This is a genomic window from Mammaliicoccus sp. D-M19 (assembly GCF_022386695.1).
GTDB classification, from domain to species: Bacteria; Bacillota; Bacilli; order Staphylococcales; family Staphylococcaceae; genus Mammaliicoccus; species Mammaliicoccus sciuri.
Genome location: NZ_JAJNHW010000002.1, coordinates 210,310 through 230,406, shown reverse-complemented (window position 1 = coordinate 230,406; position 20,097 = coordinate 210,310). Strand labels below are relative to the sequence as shown.

General features: G+C 33.0%; 16 protein-coding genes. 4 read left to right on the top strand and 12 right to left on the bottom strand.

Annotation, left to right across the window (positions count from 1 at the left end):
- Nucleotides 1-6: 6 nt before the first annotated feature.
- Nucleotides 7-1,275, bottom strand: coding sequence for an NADP-dependent isocitrate dehydrogenase (gene icd, locus LQ675_RS06680; RefSeq protein ID WP_048539609.1), 1,269 nt, complete (start codon nucleotides 1,273-1,275; stop codon nucleotides 7-9).
- Between the two features lie 48 nt (nucleotides 1,276-1,323).
- Nucleotides 1,324-2,442, bottom strand: coding sequence for a citrate synthase (locus tag LQ675_RS06675; RefSeq protein WP_048539608.1), 1,119 nt, complete (start codon nucleotides 2,440-2,442; stop codon nucleotides 1,324-1,326).
- A 427-nt stretch (nucleotides 2,443-2,869) separates the two neighbouring features.
- Here LQ675_RS06675 and LQ675_RS06670 point away from each other — a divergent pair, with 427 nt between their 5' ends.
- Entirely contained in the window at nucleotides 2,870-4,225 is a 1,356-nt protein-coding gene (locus tag LQ675_RS06670; RefSeq protein ID WP_048539607.1) for an amino acid permease, read from the top strand.
- A gap of 195 nt (nucleotides 4,226-4,420) precedes the next feature.
- Here the strand turns inward: LQ675_RS06670 and pyk are convergent, their stop codons facing one another.
- The 8 genes from pyk to LQ675_RS06630 form a co-directional block, all read right to left on the bottom strand.
- Entirely contained in the window at nucleotides 4,421-6,181 is a 1,761-nt protein-coding gene (pyk, locus tag LQ675_RS06665; protein ID WP_048539606.1) for a pyruvate kinase, read from the bottom strand.
- Nucleotides 6,182-6,211: 30 nt separating this feature from the next.
- Nucleotides 6,212-7,177 (bottom strand): 6-phosphofructokinase, encoded by a 966-nt coding sequence (gene pfkA / locus LQ675_RS06660; RefSeq protein WP_048539605.1) that lies wholly within the window; start codon nucleotides 7,175-7,177, stop codon nucleotides 6,212-6,214.
- Nucleotides 7,178-7,416: 239 nt separating this feature from the next.
- A complete protein-coding gene (locus tag LQ675_RS06655) occupies nucleotides 7,417-8,361 on the bottom strand; it encodes an acetyl-CoA carboxylase carboxyltransferase subunit alpha (RefSeq protein ID WP_048539604.1) in 945 nt (314 codons plus the stop codon).
- A complete protein-coding gene (gene accD, locus LQ675_RS06650) occupies nucleotides 8,354-9,223 on the bottom strand; it encodes an acetyl-CoA carboxylase, carboxyltransferase subunit beta (RefSeq protein WP_025904314.1) in 870 nt (289 codons plus the stop codon). The genes LQ675_RS06655 and accD overlap by 8 nt, the downstream gene beginning before the upstream one ends.
- Before the next feature lie 18 nt (nucleotides 9,224-9,241).
- A complete protein-coding gene (locus LQ675_RS06645; protein WP_025904315.1) occupies nucleotides 9,242-9,697 on the bottom strand; it encodes a FadR/GntR family transcriptional regulator in 456 nt (151 codons plus the stop codon).
- A 19-nt stretch (nucleotides 9,698-9,716) separates the two neighbouring features.
- Complete coding sequence (gene ystJ / locus LQ675_RS06640; protein WP_048539603.1) at nucleotides 9,717-10,946, bottom strand: NADP-dependent malic enzyme; 1,230 nt, start codon at nucleotides 10,944-10,946, stop codon at nucleotides 9,717-9,719.
- Between the two features lie 134 nt (nucleotides 10,947-11,080).
- Nucleotides 11,081-14,272 (bottom strand): DNA polymerase III subunit alpha, encoded by a 3,192-nt coding sequence (locus tag LQ675_RS06635; protein ID WP_119649301.1) that lies wholly within the window; start codon nucleotides 14,270-14,272, stop codon nucleotides 11,081-11,083.
- A gap of 11 nt (nucleotides 14,273-14,283) precedes the next feature.
- Nucleotides 14,284-15,210: a DHH family phosphoesterase gene (locus LQ675_RS06630; RefSeq protein ID WP_239727252.1), complete on the bottom strand. Its 927-nt coding sequence runs from the start codon at nucleotides 15,208-15,210 to the stop codon at nucleotides 14,284-14,286.
- A gap of 74 nt (nucleotides 15,211-15,284) precedes the next feature.
- On the opposite strand from LQ675_RS06630, the gene LQ675_RS06625 reads away from it, so the two are divergent.
- Nucleotides 15,285-15,635, top strand: coding sequence for a YtpI family protein (locus LQ675_RS06625; RefSeq protein WP_025904319.1), 351 nt, complete (start codon nucleotides 15,285-15,287; stop codon nucleotides 15,633-15,635).
- 33 nt (nucleotides 15,636-15,668) lie between these two features.
- Here LQ675_RS06625 and LQ675_RS06620 read toward each other — a convergent pair whose 3' ends face one another.
- Nucleotides 15,669-16,964, bottom strand: coding sequence for a DRTGG domain-containing protein (locus tag LQ675_RS06620; RefSeq protein WP_048539599.1), 1,296 nt, complete (start codon nucleotides 16,962-16,964; stop codon nucleotides 15,669-15,671).
- Nucleotides 16,965-17,159: 195 nt separating this feature from the next.
- Nucleotides 17,160-17,849 carry a metal-dependent hydrolase gene (locus LQ675_RS06615; RefSeq protein WP_048539598.1) on the bottom strand — a complete coding sequence of 230 codons (690 nt, stop codon included), beginning with the start codon at nucleotides 17,847-17,849 and terminating at the stop codon, nucleotides 17,160-17,162.
- Between the two features lie 111 nt (nucleotides 17,850-17,960).
- On the opposite strand from LQ675_RS06615, the gene LQ675_RS06610 reads away from it, so the two are divergent.
- The gene (locus LQ675_RS06610; RefSeq protein ID WP_103354277.1) at nucleotides 17,961-19,016 is read left to right on the top strand and encodes a M24 family metallopeptidase; all 1,056 of its coding nucleotides are present in this window, start codon (nucleotides 17,961-17,963) and stop codon (nucleotides 19,014-19,016) included.
- Nucleotides 19,013-19,642, top strand: a complete 630-nt coding sequence (locus LQ675_RS06605; RefSeq protein WP_048539597.1) for a copper homeostasis protein CutC — start codon at nucleotides 19,013-19,015, stop codon at nucleotides 19,640-19,642. The genes LQ675_RS06610 and LQ675_RS06605 overlap by 4 nt, the downstream gene beginning before the upstream one ends.
- Nucleotides 19,643-20,097 lie beyond the last annotated feature (455 nt).

Below are 20,097 nucleotides of genomic sequence, written 5' to 3'. Positions count from 1 at the left end.
ATCCTATTATGGTAAATTTTTAATTAATTCATCAGCGAATTCTGAAGATTTAACTTCAGTTGCGCCATCCATTAAACGAGCAAAGTCATATGTTACTACTTTAGAAGCAATTGTAGCTTCAACAGATTGTGTTACTTTGTCAGCAGCTTCTTGCCAACCCAAGTGTTCTAACATTAATACACCACTTAATAATACTGATGAAGGGTTAACTTTATCTAAACCAGCATATTTAGGAGCTGTACCGTGTGTCGCTTCGAAAATTGCATGTCCTGTTTCGTAGTTAATGTTTGCACCAGGCGCAATACCAATACCACCAACTTGAGCTGCTAATGCATCTGAAATATAGTCACCGTTTAAGTTCATTGTAGCTACTACATCAAATTCAGCAGGACGTGTTAAAATTTGTTGTAAGAAGATATCAGCGATAGAGTCTTTAATAATTAATTTACCTTCAGCCTCTGCATCTGATTGTGCTTTATTAGCAGCATCTTTACCTTCTTCTTCAACAATTTTATCATATTGTTGCCAAGTGAATACGCGATCTCCGAATTCACGTTCAGCTAAATCGTAACCCCATTTTTTGAATGCACCTTCAGTGAATTTCATGATGTTACCTTTATGAACTAATGTAACATTTCTACGATTATTATCGAACGCATAGTTAATTGCTGCTCTTACTAATCTTTCAGTACCTTCTTTAGAAACTGGTTTAATACCGATACCTGAAGTTTCAGGGAATCTGATATTTTTAGCACCCATTTCATTTTGTAAGAAGTCTATAACTTTTTTAGCTTCATCTGAACCTTCTTGGAATTCAATACCAGCATAAATATCTTCAGTATTTTCACGGAAAATAACCATATCTGTATCTTCAGGACGTTTAACTGGTGAAGGAACACCTTTAAACCAACGTACTGGACGTAGACAAGTGAATAAATCTAACTCTTGACGTAAAGCAACGTTTAATGAACGAATACCGCCACCAATTGGTGTAGTTAATGGACCTTTAATTGCTATTAAATATTCCTTAATCGTTTCTAAAGTTTCATTTGGTAACCATTCACCAGTTTCATCGAATGCTTTTTGACCTGCTAATACTTCTTTCCATTCGATTTGTTTTTCGCCATTGTATGCTTTTTCTACAGCTGCATCTAATACTCTACTTGCTGCATTCCAGATATCTGGTCCGATTCCATCACCGATAATAAATGGGATGATTGGATTATTTGGAACATTTAAAACGCCTTGATTTGTTGTAATTTTTTCTGCTGTCATTATATGATTCCTCCATCTAAATTTGTTAGTTATATTATATTAATTAAATTAACGGTTTTCAATTGGTTCATATTTACGATCACGTTCACCAGTATATTCAGCTCTTGGTCTCATAATTCTATTTGTTCTGTATTGTTCAAGAATATGAGCTGTCCAACCTGACATACGGCTAATTGCGAAAATTGGTGTGAATAAATCGTGATCAATACCCATGCTGTGATATACAGTTGCACTGTAGAAGTCAACGTTAGGTAATAATCCTTTTTCTTCTTTCATAATTTCAGCAATTCTTAAAGAAATTTCAAACAGTTCTTTTTGACCTGTTTCGTCTGTAATACGACGACTCATTTCTTTTAAGTACTTCGCTCTCGGATCACCATTTTTATATACTCTGTGTCCGAAGCCCATAATTTTTTCTTTGTTTGCGATTTTATCTTTAATGTAATCATCTGTTTTGTCGACAGTACCAATTTCAGTTAACATTTTCATAACTTGTTCGTTAGCACCACCATGTAATGGACCTTTCAATGCGCCAGCTGCTGCTGTCACACCTGAATACATATCAGATAAAGTCGAAACTGTTACACGTGCTGTAAATGTTGAAGCATTAAATTCATGGTCAGCGTGTAAAATTAACGCTTTGTTAAAACCTTCTACCTCAACATCAGTTGGAACTTCACCTCTTAACATATATAGGAAGTTTGCTGCATATGTTAAATCTTTTTTAGGTTTTACAACTTCTTTACCTTGTCTTACGCGAGAGAATGCTGCTACTAAAGATGCAACTTTCGCTTGAATTCTAATTGCACGTTCATAGTTCATTTCTTCATCAAATTTTTCAGCGTCTGGATCGAAATGTGCTAAATATGATAATGAAGTACGTAATCCAGTCATTGGATGAACTTTATCAGTCGCATAATCTTCGAAATGTGTATACATTCTAGGGTTTAAAGTCATATATCCTAGTAGTTTCTCATTTAGTTCTGCTAATTCCTCTTTGTTTGGTAATCTTAAATTCCATAGTAAAAACATGACTTCTTCAAATAAAGCATTTTCAGTTAGATCATCTATTTCATAACCTGCATAAGTTAATTGATTATCTATGATTGAACTAATTTGAGTTTCAGAAGCAATGATGCCCTCTAACCCTTTTGCTACTTGTGCCATAATAATATCCCCCTTACTAAATAATTGCCCATATATGTAATGGCTTTCATCTATCATTATATATAATTTCTTACGATTTGTGAATGCGAAGGACTTTTAAACTTTAAATTCTTTAGTAATTTTAAATGAATAAAAATAAACAGTTGTAATTTTATATTTTTTATAATATTGCTATAGTAAATAAAATATATCTCAAAAACGTGAACACATAAGGATTTACGAGTTAGTAATACCCTATCATTTTAATCAGAATAGGTCATTTCATCGTTCATCCATTCATTTTTATTATTATATATGATAAAAATAATAAATCATGATAACAGGTATCAAACAGCTGTTAGACATTCATTTTTTAATTGCTATTTTCTTACAGTAAGCGCATAATAATAACATAAAAGTTTGTTTATGAAAGAGGGATAAAGTTTATATGGCTAACAATTTACAAAGGGAATTAAGCAATAGGCATGTACAACTTATTGCGATAGGTGGTGCTATAGGTACAGGCTTATTCTTAGGTGCTGGCGAAACAATTAGTTCAGCAGGCCCTTCAATACTGCTGACCTATATTATTATTGGTTTAATTTTATTTCTGTTTATGAGAGCTCTAGGGGAAATATTACTCTCAAACACAGATTTTCATTCTTTTGCAGATGTCACGCATACATATATCGGACCATTCGCAGGATATATAACAGGATGGACTTACTGGTTCTGTTGGATTGTCACTGGTATGGCTGAAGTAACTGCAGTAGCAAAATACATAAGTTTTTGGTTTCCTGACATACCAACATGGATTACAGCATTATTTACAATACTCATATTAATGACAATGAATTTAATGACTGCTAAACTATTTGGTGAATTAGAGTTCTGGTTCTCTATTATTAAAATTACAACGATCGTAGCATTAATCGTTGTCGGTATTATCATGATCGTAATGGCATATGAAACACCATACGGTACAGCTTCATTAACACATATTTGGGACCATGATGGTATTTTCCCAAATGGTATGAATGGTTTCTTCTTATCATTCCAAATGGCAGCTTTCTCATTTGTAGGTATTGAATTAATCGGTGTTACTGCTGGTGAAACGAAAGATCCACATAAGACAATACCAAGAGCGATTAACAGTGTACCAATTAGAATTATGCTTTTCTATGTAGGTTCACTTATTATCATCATGTCTATTACACCTTGGGACAAAATCGATCCTGCCGAAAGTCCATTCGTAAAATTATTTGGACTGATTGGTATTCCAATCGCAGCAGCAATTATCAACTTTGTTGTTTTAACAGCTGCAGCATCATCTTGTAATAGTGGTATTTTCTCAAATAGTAGAATGCTTTATGGTTTATCACAAAATGGACAAGCAAACAAAAGTTTCGGTCAAACAAACAAAACTGGTGTCCCTTATAAAGCAACACTATTTAGTTGTTTCTTATTAATGATTTCAGTACTTTTAAACTACGTGATTAAAGATGCTGGTGAAGTATTTAAATATGTAACATCTGTATCAACCGTACTTTTCTTAGTAGTATGGTCATTAATTGTTGTTGCTTATATTAGATATCGTAAAATATCACCAGAATTAAACAAAGCATCTAATTTCAAATTACCTGGTGGTGTTCCGGTAGCATGGATTACATTAATATTCTTTATTTTCGTATTCGTGTTATTAATGACAAATAAAGTCACATTAATCGCTATATTAATTACACCAATTTGGTTTATCATTTTGACAATCATGTACTTTAATCAAAAACGTAAAGTATTTAAATAAAGTAAATAAAAACATCTCATTTACTAAATAAATCAGTAAATGAGATGTTTTTTTGACCCTTTTTAGTTTACTTATTTATATATTATAACGACCCCAGTATTTGCACCTTTGGACTAAACTGCTTATAACAGTATATGCGCATTCATAAATAAAAAAAGAGACTAGGAAATCATATCCCAGTCTCTTTTTTATTTATTATAATACGTTAGCATATCCTTCGAACACTTTGTGTTGTTTTGGATCTAATGTGATTAATGTACCATCTGCTATTTTTTCGCGAGCGCCTTCAACACCAACGATTGTTGCAACGCCTAAGTTAAGACCTACAACTGCTGCGTGTGAAGTTAATCCGCCTTCTTCTGTTACAATTCCTTTAGCATTTTCTAAATATGGAACCATATCAGCATCTGTTGATTGTGTAACAACGATTGATTCACTTAAATCTTTACCTTTTAAGTCGTCAGCAGTATTTGCCACTACAGCTTTACCTACTGTTGAATGATGACCGATTCCTTGACCTTTAGCCAATTCATCACCTACTAAATGAATCTTCATTAAGTTAGTTGTACCTGTTTCACCTGTTGGTACACCTGCAGTAATAATGATTAAATCACCATTATCAACTAAACCTGTGTTAACAGCTGTTGAAACAGCATTATTTAATAATTCATCAGTTGTTTGTTTACCTTTTTTCACAACTGGTAATACGCCCCATACTAATGTCATATGACGTGCAGTTGTTTCATTAGGTGTAACTGCAATAATGTGTGAATGTGGTCTATATTTAGAGATTGTTTGAGCTGTAGCACCACTTTCAGTTGCTGCAACGATTGATTCTACGTTTAAGTTTAAAGCTGTATGTGCAACTGATACACCGATTGCATTAACTAAATTCGTATCGATCATTTTTGAACGATCAGATAATAATTTTTTGTAATCTTGAGCATCTTCGGCAGCTACTGCGATATTTTGCATTGTACGTACTGCTTCTTCTGGATATAATCCTGCTGCAGTTTCACCAGATAACATCACTGCATCTGTACCATCGTAAATTGCGTTCGCTACGTCACTTGCTTCTGCTCTTGTACAACGTGGGTTTCTTTGCATTGAATCTAACATTTGTGTTGCTGTAATAACTGGTTTACCTAATTTATTACATTTTTGGATTAATTGTTTTTGTACCATTGGAACTGCTTCTGGTAAAATTTCAACACCCATATCACCACGTGCAACCATTAAACCATCTGAAACTTGAAGAATTTCATCGATATTTTCAATACCTTCTTCATTTTCAATTTTAGGAATAATTTTAATAACGTTATTTTCTTTTTCTTCTAAAATTGCACGGATATCTAATACATCTGATGGACGTCTTACGAAACTAGCTGCAATAAAGTCTACACCTTCTTCGATACCGAAGCGGATATCACTAGCGTCTTTATCAGTAATACCAGGAAGGTTTACTTTAACACCCGGTAAGTTAACACCTTTTTTATTTTTTAATTCGCCAGTGTTTTGGACGTCACAGTGAACTTCACCTTTAGCGATATCTACTGATTTAACTGTAAGTTCAATTAAACCATCATCAAGTAAAATTGTTGATCCGACTTCTACATCTTCAGCTAATTTTTCGTAAGTAACTGAGAACGCTTCTTTAGTACCTTCTACTTCAGTTGTTTTAACTGTTACTTCACTACCTTTAGTAAGCTCAATTAAACCATCTTTCATGTTATGTGTTCTAATTTCAGGACCTTTAGTATCTAATAAGATACCAATATTTTTATTTAATTTAGAACTTACTTTTCTAATTGTATCTATACGACCTTTATGTTCTTCATGACTTCCATGTGAAAAGTTTAATCTAGCAACGTTCATGCCTGCAAGCATTAATTTTTCTAACATTTCTTCTGATTCTGATGCTGGACCTATCGTACATACAATTTTTGTCTTTCTCATATTAAAATGACCTCCGTAGTTTTTCTTTTTTTATATAGATAATTGATGTGCTAAATTATACATTTTATTGTCGATGTTATGTTCTGCTTGGAATATTTCATCAAAATGAGTACATGTAAGTTCATTTTGTTGAATTCCAACTGCTTTAGCACTATCACCTTGCATAAGTAATTCAACTGCATAGCCGCCTAAACGAGAAGCAAGCACTCTATCCATTCCAGTAGGTGTACCACCTCTTTGAATGTGGCCTAAACATGAAACTCTTGTATCAATGTTAATAAATTTCTTCAATTCTTCCCCACATTGATTACCAGTCATGACACCTTCAGCACAAATAATAATAGAATGTTTTTTCCCTCTATCCATACCATGTTGAATTTTTTCAGCTATTTCTTCAATGTCCGATTTAACTTCTGGTATTAAAATTGTTTCTGCTCCAGCAGCTAAACCTGACCAAAGTGCTAAATCTCCAGCGTCTCTTCCCATTACTTCAATAATAAAAGTACGTTCATGACTTGATGCTGTATCTCTTATTTTATCGACAGCATCAATGATTGTGTTAAGCGCTGTATCAAAACCAATTGTAAAGTCTGTACCATTAATATCGTTATCGATAGTACCGGGAACACCGATTGTTTTAAGATTTTTAGCTTCTTCGCTTAATCTTTGTGCACCTCTATAACTTCCATCTCCACCGATAACAACTAATCCTTCTATGCCTCTTTTTTCAAGGTTTTCAATTGCTTTTGCACGCACTTCTTTTTCTTTAAATTCTGGACATCTAGCAGAATAAAGGAATGTACCACCTCTTTGAATCATGTCCCCAACTGAACCTAATTCAAGTTTTTTGATATTATCATTTATTAAGCCTAAGTAACCTTGGTAAACACCATAAACTTCAATATCATGATAAATAGCTTTACGAACAACTGCACGAATTGCTGCGTTCATCCCTGGTGAATCTCCACCGCTCGTTAAAACCGCAATTTTTTTCATAAATATACAGACCTCTCTTGTTATATGTTTGTTAATTTAAAAATAACACAAATATTGGCTTGATTCCATTAAAACTACTGTTATTTAAATATGTAAACGTCTTCTTAAAAAAAGATTCCAACTTTTGTAATTTTTCAAAAGTTGGAATCGCTTAATTTTAATTCAATTATGCACATATACATAAATTTATAAAAAGAAATGATATCCGTATAAATCATTTTCTTTTCAATTATTATATCTTAATCGATATAACTTCCTATATTACGATACTTTTTAAAACGATCTTCAACTAAACTTTCTGCATTTAATGTTCTTAAGTCTGAAAGATGTTTTTCAATTGATGTCTTTATAAGTGAAGCTTGTGATTCTAGATGTTTATGAGCGCCACCAAATGGTTCTTTAACAACTTCATCTACAACATCTAAATCAAATAAGTCAGGTGCTGTAATTTTCATTGTTTCGGCTGCCATTTGAGCAAGCCCAGAATCTTTCCATAATAATGCTGCTGCACCTTCCGGAGATATAACAGAATAAGTACTATTTTCTAACATAAGTAGACGATTGGTTACACCTAATCCAAGCGCACCACCGCTTCCACCTTCACCGATGACAATAGAAATAACAGGTACTGTTAAAGATGCCATTTCGACTAAGTTTTTAGCAATAGATTCACTCTGTCCACGTTCTTCTGCGGCTTTACCAGGATATGCACCTTTCGTATCAATGAACGTAATAATCGGTCTATTAAACTTCTCAGCCTGCTTCATTAAACGCAATGCTTTACGATATCCCTCTGGATGTGCCATCCCAAAGTTTCTAAAAATATTATCTTTAGTGTCTTTACCTCTTTGGTGCCCTATAACTGTCACTGGTAACCCATTAAAGTAAGCCAATCCACCTATTAAAGCTGGGTCATCACGGAAAGTTCGATCACCGTGAAGTTCGATAAAATCATCAAATATGTAAGGGATATAATCTAAAGTTGTAGGTCTTTCTTGTAATCTCGCAACTTGTACTCTATCCCAAGGCTTTAAATTATTATAAATGTGTTCAGTTTCTTTTGTTAAAGTGGCTTCCAACATTTCTATTTCATCTGTTAAGTCTACACCATGTTTTTCTTGATAAGATTGTAGAGATGCTATTTTTTCTTTAATTTCTACTAAAGGTTTTTCAAATTCAAGCATTGTCTTTCACCTCGTTATGATGCATCTTGAGCACAGTACTTAAAGTTTTATACATATCTTTTCGATGTACAACTTTATCTAATTGGCCATGTTCTAATAAAAATTCCGCCGTTTGGAAATCGTCAGGTAGTTTTTCACTAATCGTTTGTTCAATGATTCTTCTACCAGCAAATCCAATCAAAGCTTTCGGTTCTGCAAAGTTTAAATCACCTACAGAAGCAAAGCTCGCTGAAACGCCGCCAGTTGTAGGGTGTGTCATATATGAAATGAATAGTAAGCCTTTATCACTATGACGTTTAATGGATACACTTGTCTTTGCCATTTGCATTAGTGAGATGATTCCTTCTTGCATTCTTGCACCACCACTCGCTGTGAACAATACAAATGGTAAATTATGATCTGCACAATAATCTACAATTCTACAAATTTTCTCTCCAACTACTGCACCCATACTTCCCATTCTAAATCTTGAATCCATAACACAGATACCATAAGGAATACCGTCAATTGACGTTACACCTGTAACGACTGCATCATTTAAACCAGTGCTTTTTCTATCTTTTTCTAATTTTTCTTCATATCCAGGAAATTCTAATGGGTTTGAAGCAGTCATACCGACATCAAACTCTTTAAATGCATCTTCATCACTCACAGCTCTAATTCTATCGTGAGCAGTTAATGCAATATGATGATCACAGTTAAAACAGACATTTAAGTTTTGTACGAGCTCTTTCGTATACATGATTTTTTTACATTTAGGGCATTTTGTCATGATACCTTCAGGCACGTCATTATCTTTACTGTTTTGAACAGTTACATATTTTTTCTTTTTCTGGCTACGATTGAACAAGTCTTTAAACATGTCACTATCCCCCTGATTTTATTTACAATTGTCTCTTTCAAATCTATCACTATATTGAGAGAGTAGCTTCCAAATCATATACATAATTTGATTATTATTATTTGAAACAAGTTCTTCTTTTGAATTTGTTTCAATGTTATTGTGTTCTTCACAGAAATTTTCAATCATCCATTTTAATTCATTAATTTCATCTAATTGTGATTCGTTATGAATTAAGAACCTTCCGATTAAATCAAAAAGTTGGTGTTGGTACATATCACTTAAGAATGTACCTTCACCTCTTCTAGTATGTATCACTCCTAAAAGTTCTAATGCTCTTAGGGCTTCTCTGATACTTGAACGTCCAACATTTAACGTTTCACTTAAAAATCTTTCGGAAGGCAGTTTTTCACCCACTTGAATATTTTTTTCAACAATAATTGACTGAATTTGTTCGACAATCTTGATTAATCCTTTTTGCTTTTCTTTATCCAACGTGAGTCTCCTTCCAAAATTATGACAAGTCTGCTAATTCATATGTTCTACGTTCTATTTCATCAACATCAACTTCAATACGTGCTACACCTGATTCCATACCAGCTTTTGCTACAGCTTTCGCTACATATGGTGCAACTCTTGGATCGAAAGGTCCAGGAATGACATAATCAGCATTTAATTCATCCTCTGAAACAAGATTAGCAATTGCTTCTACTGCAGCTTGTTTCATTTCTTCATTTATATGAGTTGCACGAATATCTAATGCACCTCTAAAAATACCAGGAAATGCTAATACATTATTAATTTGGTTAGGGAAATCAGAACGCCCTGTACCAATAACTTTAGCACCCGCTTCTTTCGCTACATCTGGCATAATTTCAGGAACTGGATTAGCCATAGCAAAGATAATTGGGTCTTCAGCCATTGTTTCAACTAATTCTTTTGTTAATGCGCCTTCAACAGATACACCTACGAATACATCCGCATCTTTAATAACATCTGATAATTGACCTTCTGTTTTGTCTTTGTTTGTCCATTTCGCAACAAAGTCTTTAGTAGGATTCATACCATATGGACGGTCTTCATAAATCGCACCTCTAGAATCACACATAATCATATTTCTTACACCATAACTGTATAATAATTTAATAATTGCAATACCAGCTGCACCTGCACCATTTAAAACAACTTTTATATCGGATAATTTTCTGTCAGTAATTTTCAATGCATTAATCAAACCAGCAACAGTTACGATAGCCGTACCATGCTGATCATCATGAAAGACAGGTATTTTAGTTTCTTTTTTTAGGCGTTCTTCAATTTCAAAGCATCGAGGTGCTGAAATATCTTCTAAGTTAACACCACCATAGTTAGGTTCTAATAATTTAACAGTATTCACAATTTCATCAACGTCTGTCGTATTCAGTGCAATTGGCACACCATCTACACCAGCAAAACTTTTGAACAAAACTGCTTTCCCTTCCATAACAGGAATACTTGCTTCAGGACCTATATCACCTAAACCTAATACAGCTGTACCATCTGTAATAACAGCTACTGCATTTGATTTCATTGTATAGTCATATACTTTTCTGACGTCTTCATGTATATCTTTACACGGTTCTGCGACACCTGGAGAATAAGCAAGACTTAATTCCTCTTTATTAGTAACTTTAACTTTGGCATAAACGCCTAATTTACCTTGTTTTTCTTTATGCATATATAGTGCATCATCTCTTAATGACAAAATAATCATCCCTTCATTGTATGTATCTATCCCTTTATTATACATTAAATTTCTATAATTAAATTAAAAAATTCTTCATAGTGGTCAGACCACCATGAAGAATACTATATCATAAATTATTTAATTAATAAAGACTATAAAAGGCGTACATTCTCATAACCTATTTTATGAATAAATTCTTCAAAATTACCATGATTTAAGTTTAAATAGCCAAGCATTTTTGAACTATAATCTTCATCATTAAAATACGTTACTTTAATATAACGATCGTGGTCTTTTGTAATCCACTCTGCTAAATCTTCTACATTTCTTACGACGACTTCTTTTGTCGTATTAAATTTATGTTGTTTAAATGCTTCTAATGTATCTATTTGATTAATAATAATTTGTGTCTTACCGTTTCTTTTTTCGAATTTGCCATTAATAATTACTGGGACATTGATGATATCAGTTGTTTCAATTTGTTTATATGCATCAGGGAATATAACCCCTTCAACTTCATTTAGCCCATCTATTAAATTGACGAAAGCCATATTTTGACCTTTTTTAGTTCTAATTTTCCTTAGTGAGGCAATCATTACGAGCATCGGCACTTTATTATGGTCTATTCTTAATGGATAAATAGATAAATATTGATGTTGATTGAATAATGAAATGATTGGATGTTCAGTTGCATAGAATCCTAAGTATTCTTTTTCATATTCACTTTTCATAAGATTAGGCATTTCTTCAATTTCTTTAAATTCTTTCTTTACGTTTAAACCTAATTCTTTCAATAAATTATTAGAATCTCCAACAGACTCGCTACTTTCATAAACATCGTCAATAGACTGTAACAATGTCGCTCTAGTCTGACCAAAATCATCTAAAGCTCCAGCATATATAAGTGCTTGTATCATTTTCTTACTTTTCGCTTTACTAGGTAATCGATGTACAAGATCAAACATATCTTTATATGTTCCGTTTGCTTTTCTTTCATCAACGATCACTTTTACGCTTTGATAACCAACACTTTTAATTGCACCAAGTGACGTATATATACCTTTTTTAGTTGCTTTATAGAACCATTCACTATGATTAATGGACGGTGGATATATTTTTACACCAATTCTTTTAAGTTCCGTTACCATTTGTTCTGTCTTAACTTCATTACCAACTACATTAGAAAGAATCGCAGCATAAAAATATGTCGGATAATGGACTTTCAAATAAGTCATGATATACGCGATTTTACTATATGCTACAGCATGTGCTTTTGGATAACCATAGTCTGCAAACTTCAGTATTAAATCAAATATTTTTACAGCTGTTGATTCCTCGTAACCTCTTTCTAAGCTTCCATTCACAAAATGTTTTCTTTCATTTTCTAACACTGCTCTATTTTTCTTACTCATCGCACGTCTCAAAATATCCGCTTCACCATATGAGAATCCTGCGAACTTACTCGCAATCTGCATAATCTGTTCTTGATAAATAATAACGCCATAAGTTGATTTCAATATCTCTTTTAAGTCTGGATGTAAATATTCTATCTCTGCATTTTGTCTACGTCTTTTAATATATGTTGGTATTTCTTCCATCGGTCCAGGTCTATATAGCGATGTAACTGCTACAATATCGAGAAAATGGTCAGGCTTTAACCTCTTTAATACACTTCTAACACCTTGAGATTCGAGCTGAAAAATACCTGTTGTTTCACCTTTAGACAATAGTTGAAAGACTTTAGAGTCATCAAAAGGTATTTTTTCGATATCTACAATTTGATTTTCTTGATATTTCACTTGATTGACCACTTGTTGAATAATCGATAAATTTCTTAAACCAAGAAAGTCGATTTTTAATAGACCGATCTTTTCAGTTTCTGTCATTGTCCATTGCGTTAAAACACCCGTATCACCCATCATTGTAGGTACAAATTGGTGTAATGACTGATCATTAATAATGATACCTGCTGCATGGGTCGATGTATGCCTCGGTAAACCTTCTAATTGTTTACTTAGTTGAAACCATTTTTCATGCAAATGATTCTGGTTAACAAATTGTTTAAACGCATCATCTTCAAATGCTTCGTCTAATGTAATACCTAATTTATGCGGAATTAATTTTGAAATGTAATTGAGTGTAGCATCATCAAACTGTAATATTCTACCTACATCTCTTGCTACTGCTCTCGCTTGAAGATGTCCATAAGTTACAATCCCAGCAACACGATTATCACCATATTTTTCTTGAACATATTGAATCACTTTATCGCGCTTAGTATCTTGAAAGTCGATATCAATATCCGGCATCGTCACACGTTCTGGGTTTAAAAATCTTTCAAATAACAAATCAAATTCAATCGGATCAATAGTTGTAATATTTAAAATAAAACTAACAAGAGAACCGCCAGATGAACCACGTCCTGGTCCAACTAATACATTTTGCTCTTTCGCATAATTAATTAAGTCACTAACGATTAGGAAATAATCTGAATATCCCATTTTTACAATAATATCGTATTCGTATTTAAGTCTTTTTTCATATACTTCATTAAACTGTGGATACTTAGATTTATTCCTCATTAATAATTCCCAAAGATATTCATCACTTGATTGATTATCAGGCGTTTTATATTTTGGTAATAAATCTTGATGATACTCAATTTCAACATGACATTTTTGAGCTATTTCGTCTGTGTTTTGTATGTACGTTTCATCTATATTAATTTGTGATATATCTTCTTTAGTTAAAAAATGATGATTTAAGTTTTGTTGAAAATCACTCATCGTTAATTTTTCATTATTTTTAATTGCATGAAGTGCAATTAAACTATCACCATCATCTTCATTCAAATAAAGTGCAGACTTCATAAAAACTTTCTTATGATCCATTTCAATCATAGAATCATGTGAAATATATTTATCATCTTCCTCAATTGTTATAGCTTGGAATAAATAATAGTTAGCTTCATTGATTTGTTTACCAATGATTATAAGTCCTTCTGAATAAGCATTCACCCATTCAATGGGTGCTGAAAATCTTTCTTTTATGGAAATAGCAGAAGATAACTTAATTAAATTATGATAGCCTGTTATATTTTTAGCTAAGACCACACATTCAACTTGATTGAGTTGGTCATCTAAATAAATGGTTAATCCGAAGATTGGTTTTATATCTTCTTTTATACATGCATCATAAAATTGTAAAGCACCGTGCAGAACATTTAAATCTGTAAGAGCAAGCGCTTGATAATTTTCATTTTTAGCTTTTTGAACAACATCTGGTATTCTGACACTTGAATTGAGCAAATCATATGATGAATGAATATTTAAATGACTTACCATGCGCTCACCTCCTATATTTCAGATTTAATATCTGCTGCTAATGCATCAAACTCTTCCCAGCTATATACAGATGCACCCGAGGCATTTGGGTGTCCTCCACCGTTATATTGAGCTGCGATATGATTAATTTTTATACCTTTTGAACGAATTCTACATCTTATTTCTTTACCTTCATCGACAGCAAATACCCACGCTTTTAATCCTTTAATATCAGAAACGGTATTCACGAATAATGAAGCTTCGTTAGGTTGTAAGTTGAATTGTTCAAGTATATCTTTCGTAATCTTAATTGAACAGAATCCTTCACCATCATATTTGAAATTCTGAAGTATATATCCTTGGAAGTGAAGTAAAGCTGGGTCTCTTTCACTCAGTTGGTTAAGTAATTTAGTACGTTCGAATTCTTTCGTCATTAACTCAGCTGCAACTTCCATTGTATGTGTTGACGTATTATCAAATAAGAATCTACCCGTGTCACCAACAATGCCTAAATATAAGACTCTACTTGCTTTCTCACTTACGTTAGAACCATTTAAATTCCATGATTTATTTAAATCAAAGATTATTTCACTTGTAGATGACGCCTCAGTATTCACAAAATTAATATCACCATATGAATCTACTGGTGGATGATGATCAATCTTAATTAATTCGGCACCTGTATTAAAGCGACTATCATCTATACGTGGCGCGTTTGCTGTATCACAAACAATCACGAGTGCACCATTATATGTTTCATCTGCAATTTCATCCAAATCTCCAATAAATGTTAGCGTCGGTTCTGGTTGCCCGACTGCATAAATATGCTTTTCAGGAAAAGCATCTTGTAGTATATATTTCAAACCTAATTGAGATCCGTATGCATCTGGGTCTGGTCTAACATGCCTATGTATAATAATTGTTTCATATTGCTTTATTTTATTTAATATTTCTTTCATTGTTATCCTTCTTTCTTTATATTTACTTATATTTTATTAATTGATATAATTCGACTTGGTAGGAGGAATCAAACATGTCATCTGAAATTATGTCTACACTTGTTGCTTTAGCAGTAACAGTTATGATTATTGCTTTAATATTCGCTATTTTAAATTTAGCACGTTCATTTAGAACGAAACGTGACGTTAGAAAAGCGTATCATAAAGCACGTTCAAGATTTTACTTTGGTATATTTATGATCGCATTTGCAGCAGACCAAGTATTGTTATTTCCAACATTAGTCACTTATATTATTGTTTTAGTATTATTATTCTTTGGTATTTTAAACGTGTCTTATGGCTATAGAGCAAGTAAATACTTTAAAGGTAACTTACCGATTGAGAACAAAGCTTGGGAAGAATTCGAACAAAAAAAACATCAATAATATTTTAAAAAGCGTTGTATAACATAACGCTTTTTATTTTTCGAGAATTTGACACATTAGTAATGCTTTCGCAACAGTCGCACTACCGCTCACCATCGTAACTTCGAATTTAGCAAATATTCTACCGATATCTAATGTTGTAATCTTCACTTCTACATCGTCATCGATTTGAACAGTTTTCAAATAATAAATGTCTATATGTTCAATCATGATTTCTGATTTTTTCATTTTTCTTATTTCATAACGTAACGCTTCTTCAATAACTGCAATATAAACAGATTTCGTTAACATACCGAATTGATTGGTTAATTGTGGAGATATATTCACCACAACATTACCGTTGTCCATTGTGATTTGTTTTGCAATTTGGTCATGAATCGTTTCACCAATTTGTGGTTGTCTACTCATTAATTGCATCGTCTTCAATACATCTTCACGAGAAATGATACCGATTAATACTTTAGAGGTAGATACAACAGGCAACAATTCAATCCCTTCCCAAATCATAAGATGGGCACAAGTTGCGATGGTCGTATTTAAATGTGCAATAATAGGTGATTTAGTCATCAACGTTCTAATACTTTTATCTTGTTCTTCGTTAACAATATCTTTACTCGTTAAAATTCCTACAACTTTCATTTCACTATCAACAACTGGAAAACGCGTATGAGATGTTTGTTGAGATAATTCGTTCCAATCTCGCACTTTTTGTTTATCATCTAAATAAGAAGTTGATTCAAGGGGGATCATAATATCTTCAACCATTAAAATTTCTTTTTTAATCATTTGATCATATATAGCTCTGTTAATAATATTGGCAACTAAAAATGTATCATAATTTGATAAAATAATCGGAAGTTCGTGTTCATCAGCATAATTTATAATATCTTCATTCGCTTCAAAACCACCCGTAATTAACACGGCAGAACCTCTTTTTAAAGCTTCCATTTGTACATCTGATCTATTACCAACTATCAGCAATGTATTTTTAGTTAAATATTTAACGACATCATTTAATTCCATTGCGCCAATTGCAAATTTTGATAAAGTTTTATATAAGCCTTGTTTACCGCCCAATACTTGACCATCCACAATTTTAACAATTTCATTAAATGTTAAATTTTCAATTTGTTCTCTAGATTTTCTTTCAATTCTAACTGTCCCTACTCTATCAATAGATGCTACAAGCCCTTGATTATCCGCTTCTTTAATTGCACGGTAAGCTGTACCTTCAGAGACATTTAAATCTTTCGCTATCTGTCTGACAGAGATTTTATGTCCAACAGATAACGATTCAATATACTTAATAATTTGCTCATGTTTCGTCATGTTTATACCCTCTATCAAATTTTATGAATTACTTTCTATTATACATTTTTAATGTATTAAATGATATCTTAAAAATTAAATAAAAGATTGAAACAACGCTTATTAAATTAAATCTTTTATACAGATTTACTTCTTAAACTTAAAAGCTGAGACGATAAAATCATCTCAGCTTTCTTAACTTACTTTCATATACATTTATAATTCTACTGATTCACCAGGCTTTAAAATGTGCACTTCTGATTCTGTTACAGCTTTTTCAAAATCTTTAGGGTCTTGTTTAATAAAGTCAAATGTATCGTAATGAATGGGTACTACCTTTTTCGGCTTGATAAATTCATTAACTGCATAACTTGCATCATCAATGCCCATTGTAAAGTTATCGCCTATCGGAATAAAGCATAAATCTACTGGGTGTCTATCTGCGATTAATTTCATATCGCTGAATAAGCCTGTGTCACCAGTATGATAAATTGTACCCGCTTCAGTTTCTAATACAATTCCTGCAGGCATACCTAAATAGACGATTTCTCCATTTTCTTCTGTAAAGCTATTACTATGAAAGGCTTGCACATATTTTACTTTTCCAAAATTAAATTCAATATTTCCACCAATATTCATTGGATGTAAGTTTTCTAATCCGTGTTTATTAGATAAATAATCAATCGCTTCAGGTAACGCTATAACAGTTGCACCTGTTCTTTTTGCAATGCTAACAGTATCACCTAAATGATCGCCATGACCATGAGTTAATATAATATAATCTGCTTCTACTTCATCTGTCGTCAAATCTGATAATGGATTCCCTGTTATAAACGGATCCACAATCACTTTATGTCCTTTACTTTCAAAATAGATTACTGATTGTCCATGAAATGATACTTTCATGAATCTCCCTCCTCACATTGTCTTTTCCGTATATTATATACCCTAAATTTGAATTTATGAATCAAGAAGTCTAAAATAATGATGTAAGAAAGAGATTTGGGAGGAAGAATAATGGAACATAATGAAATTGCAACATTTTTAAAAGATAAAGGTGCAGATGCAGCATGGATTACAACGCCTTTGAACATCTTTTATTTAACAGGTTATTTATCTGAACCACATGAACGTCTATTTAGCTTATTAGTCACTAAAGATGGTGAAGAAACACTATTTTGTCCAAAAATGGAAGTTGAAGAAGCTAAAAATGCAGGTTTCACTGGAAACATCGTTGGATACTTAGATACAGAATCACCATTCGATTTGATTGAACAACAATCTTATAAAACTTTTGCGATAGAATCAGAGCATTTATCAGTTAAAAGACTTCGTGAAATTGAAAAAGCATTTAATGTAGAAACAATTGTTGATATTGATCAAGTATTAAAAGATATTAGAAATGTAAAAACTAATGACGAGATTGAGTTGTTGCAAGAAGCGGCTAAATATGCAGATTTAGCTATTCAAGCTGGCGTTGATAAGTTAGAAGTTGGCGTTTCTGAAATTGAAGTATTAAATCATATTGAAACAACTATGAAACAACATGGTATTTCTAAGATGAGCTTTGATACTATGGTATTATTCGGCGATCATGCAGCAGCTCCTCATGGTACACCAGGAGAAAGAACTTTAAAAGAAAATGAATATGTACTATTTGACCTAGGTGTCATTTATAAAGGTTATTGTTCAGATATTACAAGAACTGTTCCATTCGGTACACCTTCTGATAAGGCACAAGAAATTTACAACGTCGTACTTGATGCTAACAAACAAGCAATTGAAATGATTAAACCAGGTGCTAAAATTGCTGACTGCGATAAAGTAGCTAGAGATATTATTAGCAATGCTGGTTATGGTGAATACTTCCCGCATAGACTTGGTCACGGACTTGGATTAAGCGTCCATGAATTCCCAGACATTTCTAGTGCAAATACGGATGAATTCAAACCAGGCATGGTATTAACAGTTGAACCTGGAATTTACGTTCCTGGTGTCGCTGGCGTTAGAATTGAAGACGATATCGTTGTAACTGAAGATGGACATCGCATACTAACAGGCTACCAAAAATGATTAAAGAAGCTTGTGTAGAAACAATTTCGCAAATTGAACAAGCGATTAAAAACGGTGCAAATCGAATTGAACTTTGCGATAACCTTTCAGTTGGTGGCACAACACCAAGTTATGGAATGGTAAAGATTGCAATAGAATTATGTCATCAACACAATGTCGAAGTCGCTGTCATGATTAGACCTCGCGGTGGAGATTTTAACTATAATTATTTCGAATATGAAATCATGCGACAAGATATATTACAATTGAAAGATTTGAAAGTTGATGCATTTGTATTTGGTTGTTTAGATGAACACGGTCATCTTGACGAATGGAAGATGAAATCATTAAAAGAAACATGTGGTATCATACCTGCCGTTTGTCATATGGCATTTGATTCAATTAATCCATATCATCAATTAAAATCATTAGATTGGTTAATTAAGCACCAATTCAGTCGCCTACTAACTCATGGCGGACCAAGTGATAGTGTGATATTTGATAACATTAACCATTTAGGTAAATTGTTGATTCACTCAAAAGGCAATATTACAATCATGCCAGGTGGCGGACTTAATAAAGATAACTTATCACAATTAATAGAAGACATACCATTCGATGAAGTACACGGTACAAAGATCGTATAATAAGAAAAACCTGAGACGAAATTCGTCTCAGGTTTTTTGGTGGAGTTGACTTGTTTTTTAGTTTGGCGGGCGCTTAGTTACACTTCGTCCGACTTTTGTTACTATGGCCACCCTTAATTACACTTCCCTCGACTTTTGTTACTATGGGCTGCCTTAGTTACATTTCACCCGACTTTTGTTACTATGGATAGCCTTAATTACACTTCCCTCGACTTTTGTTACTATGGATAGCCTTAGTTACATTTCGTCCGACTTTTGTTACTATGGCCACCCTTAATTACACTTCACCCGACTTTTGTTACTATGGCCACCCTTAGTTACATTTCGTCCGACTTTTGTTACTATGGCCACCCTTAATTACACTTCGCTCGACTTTTGTTACTATGGGCTGCCTTAGTTACATTTCGTCCGACTTTTGTCACTATGGATAGCCTTAGTTACATTTCGTCCGACTT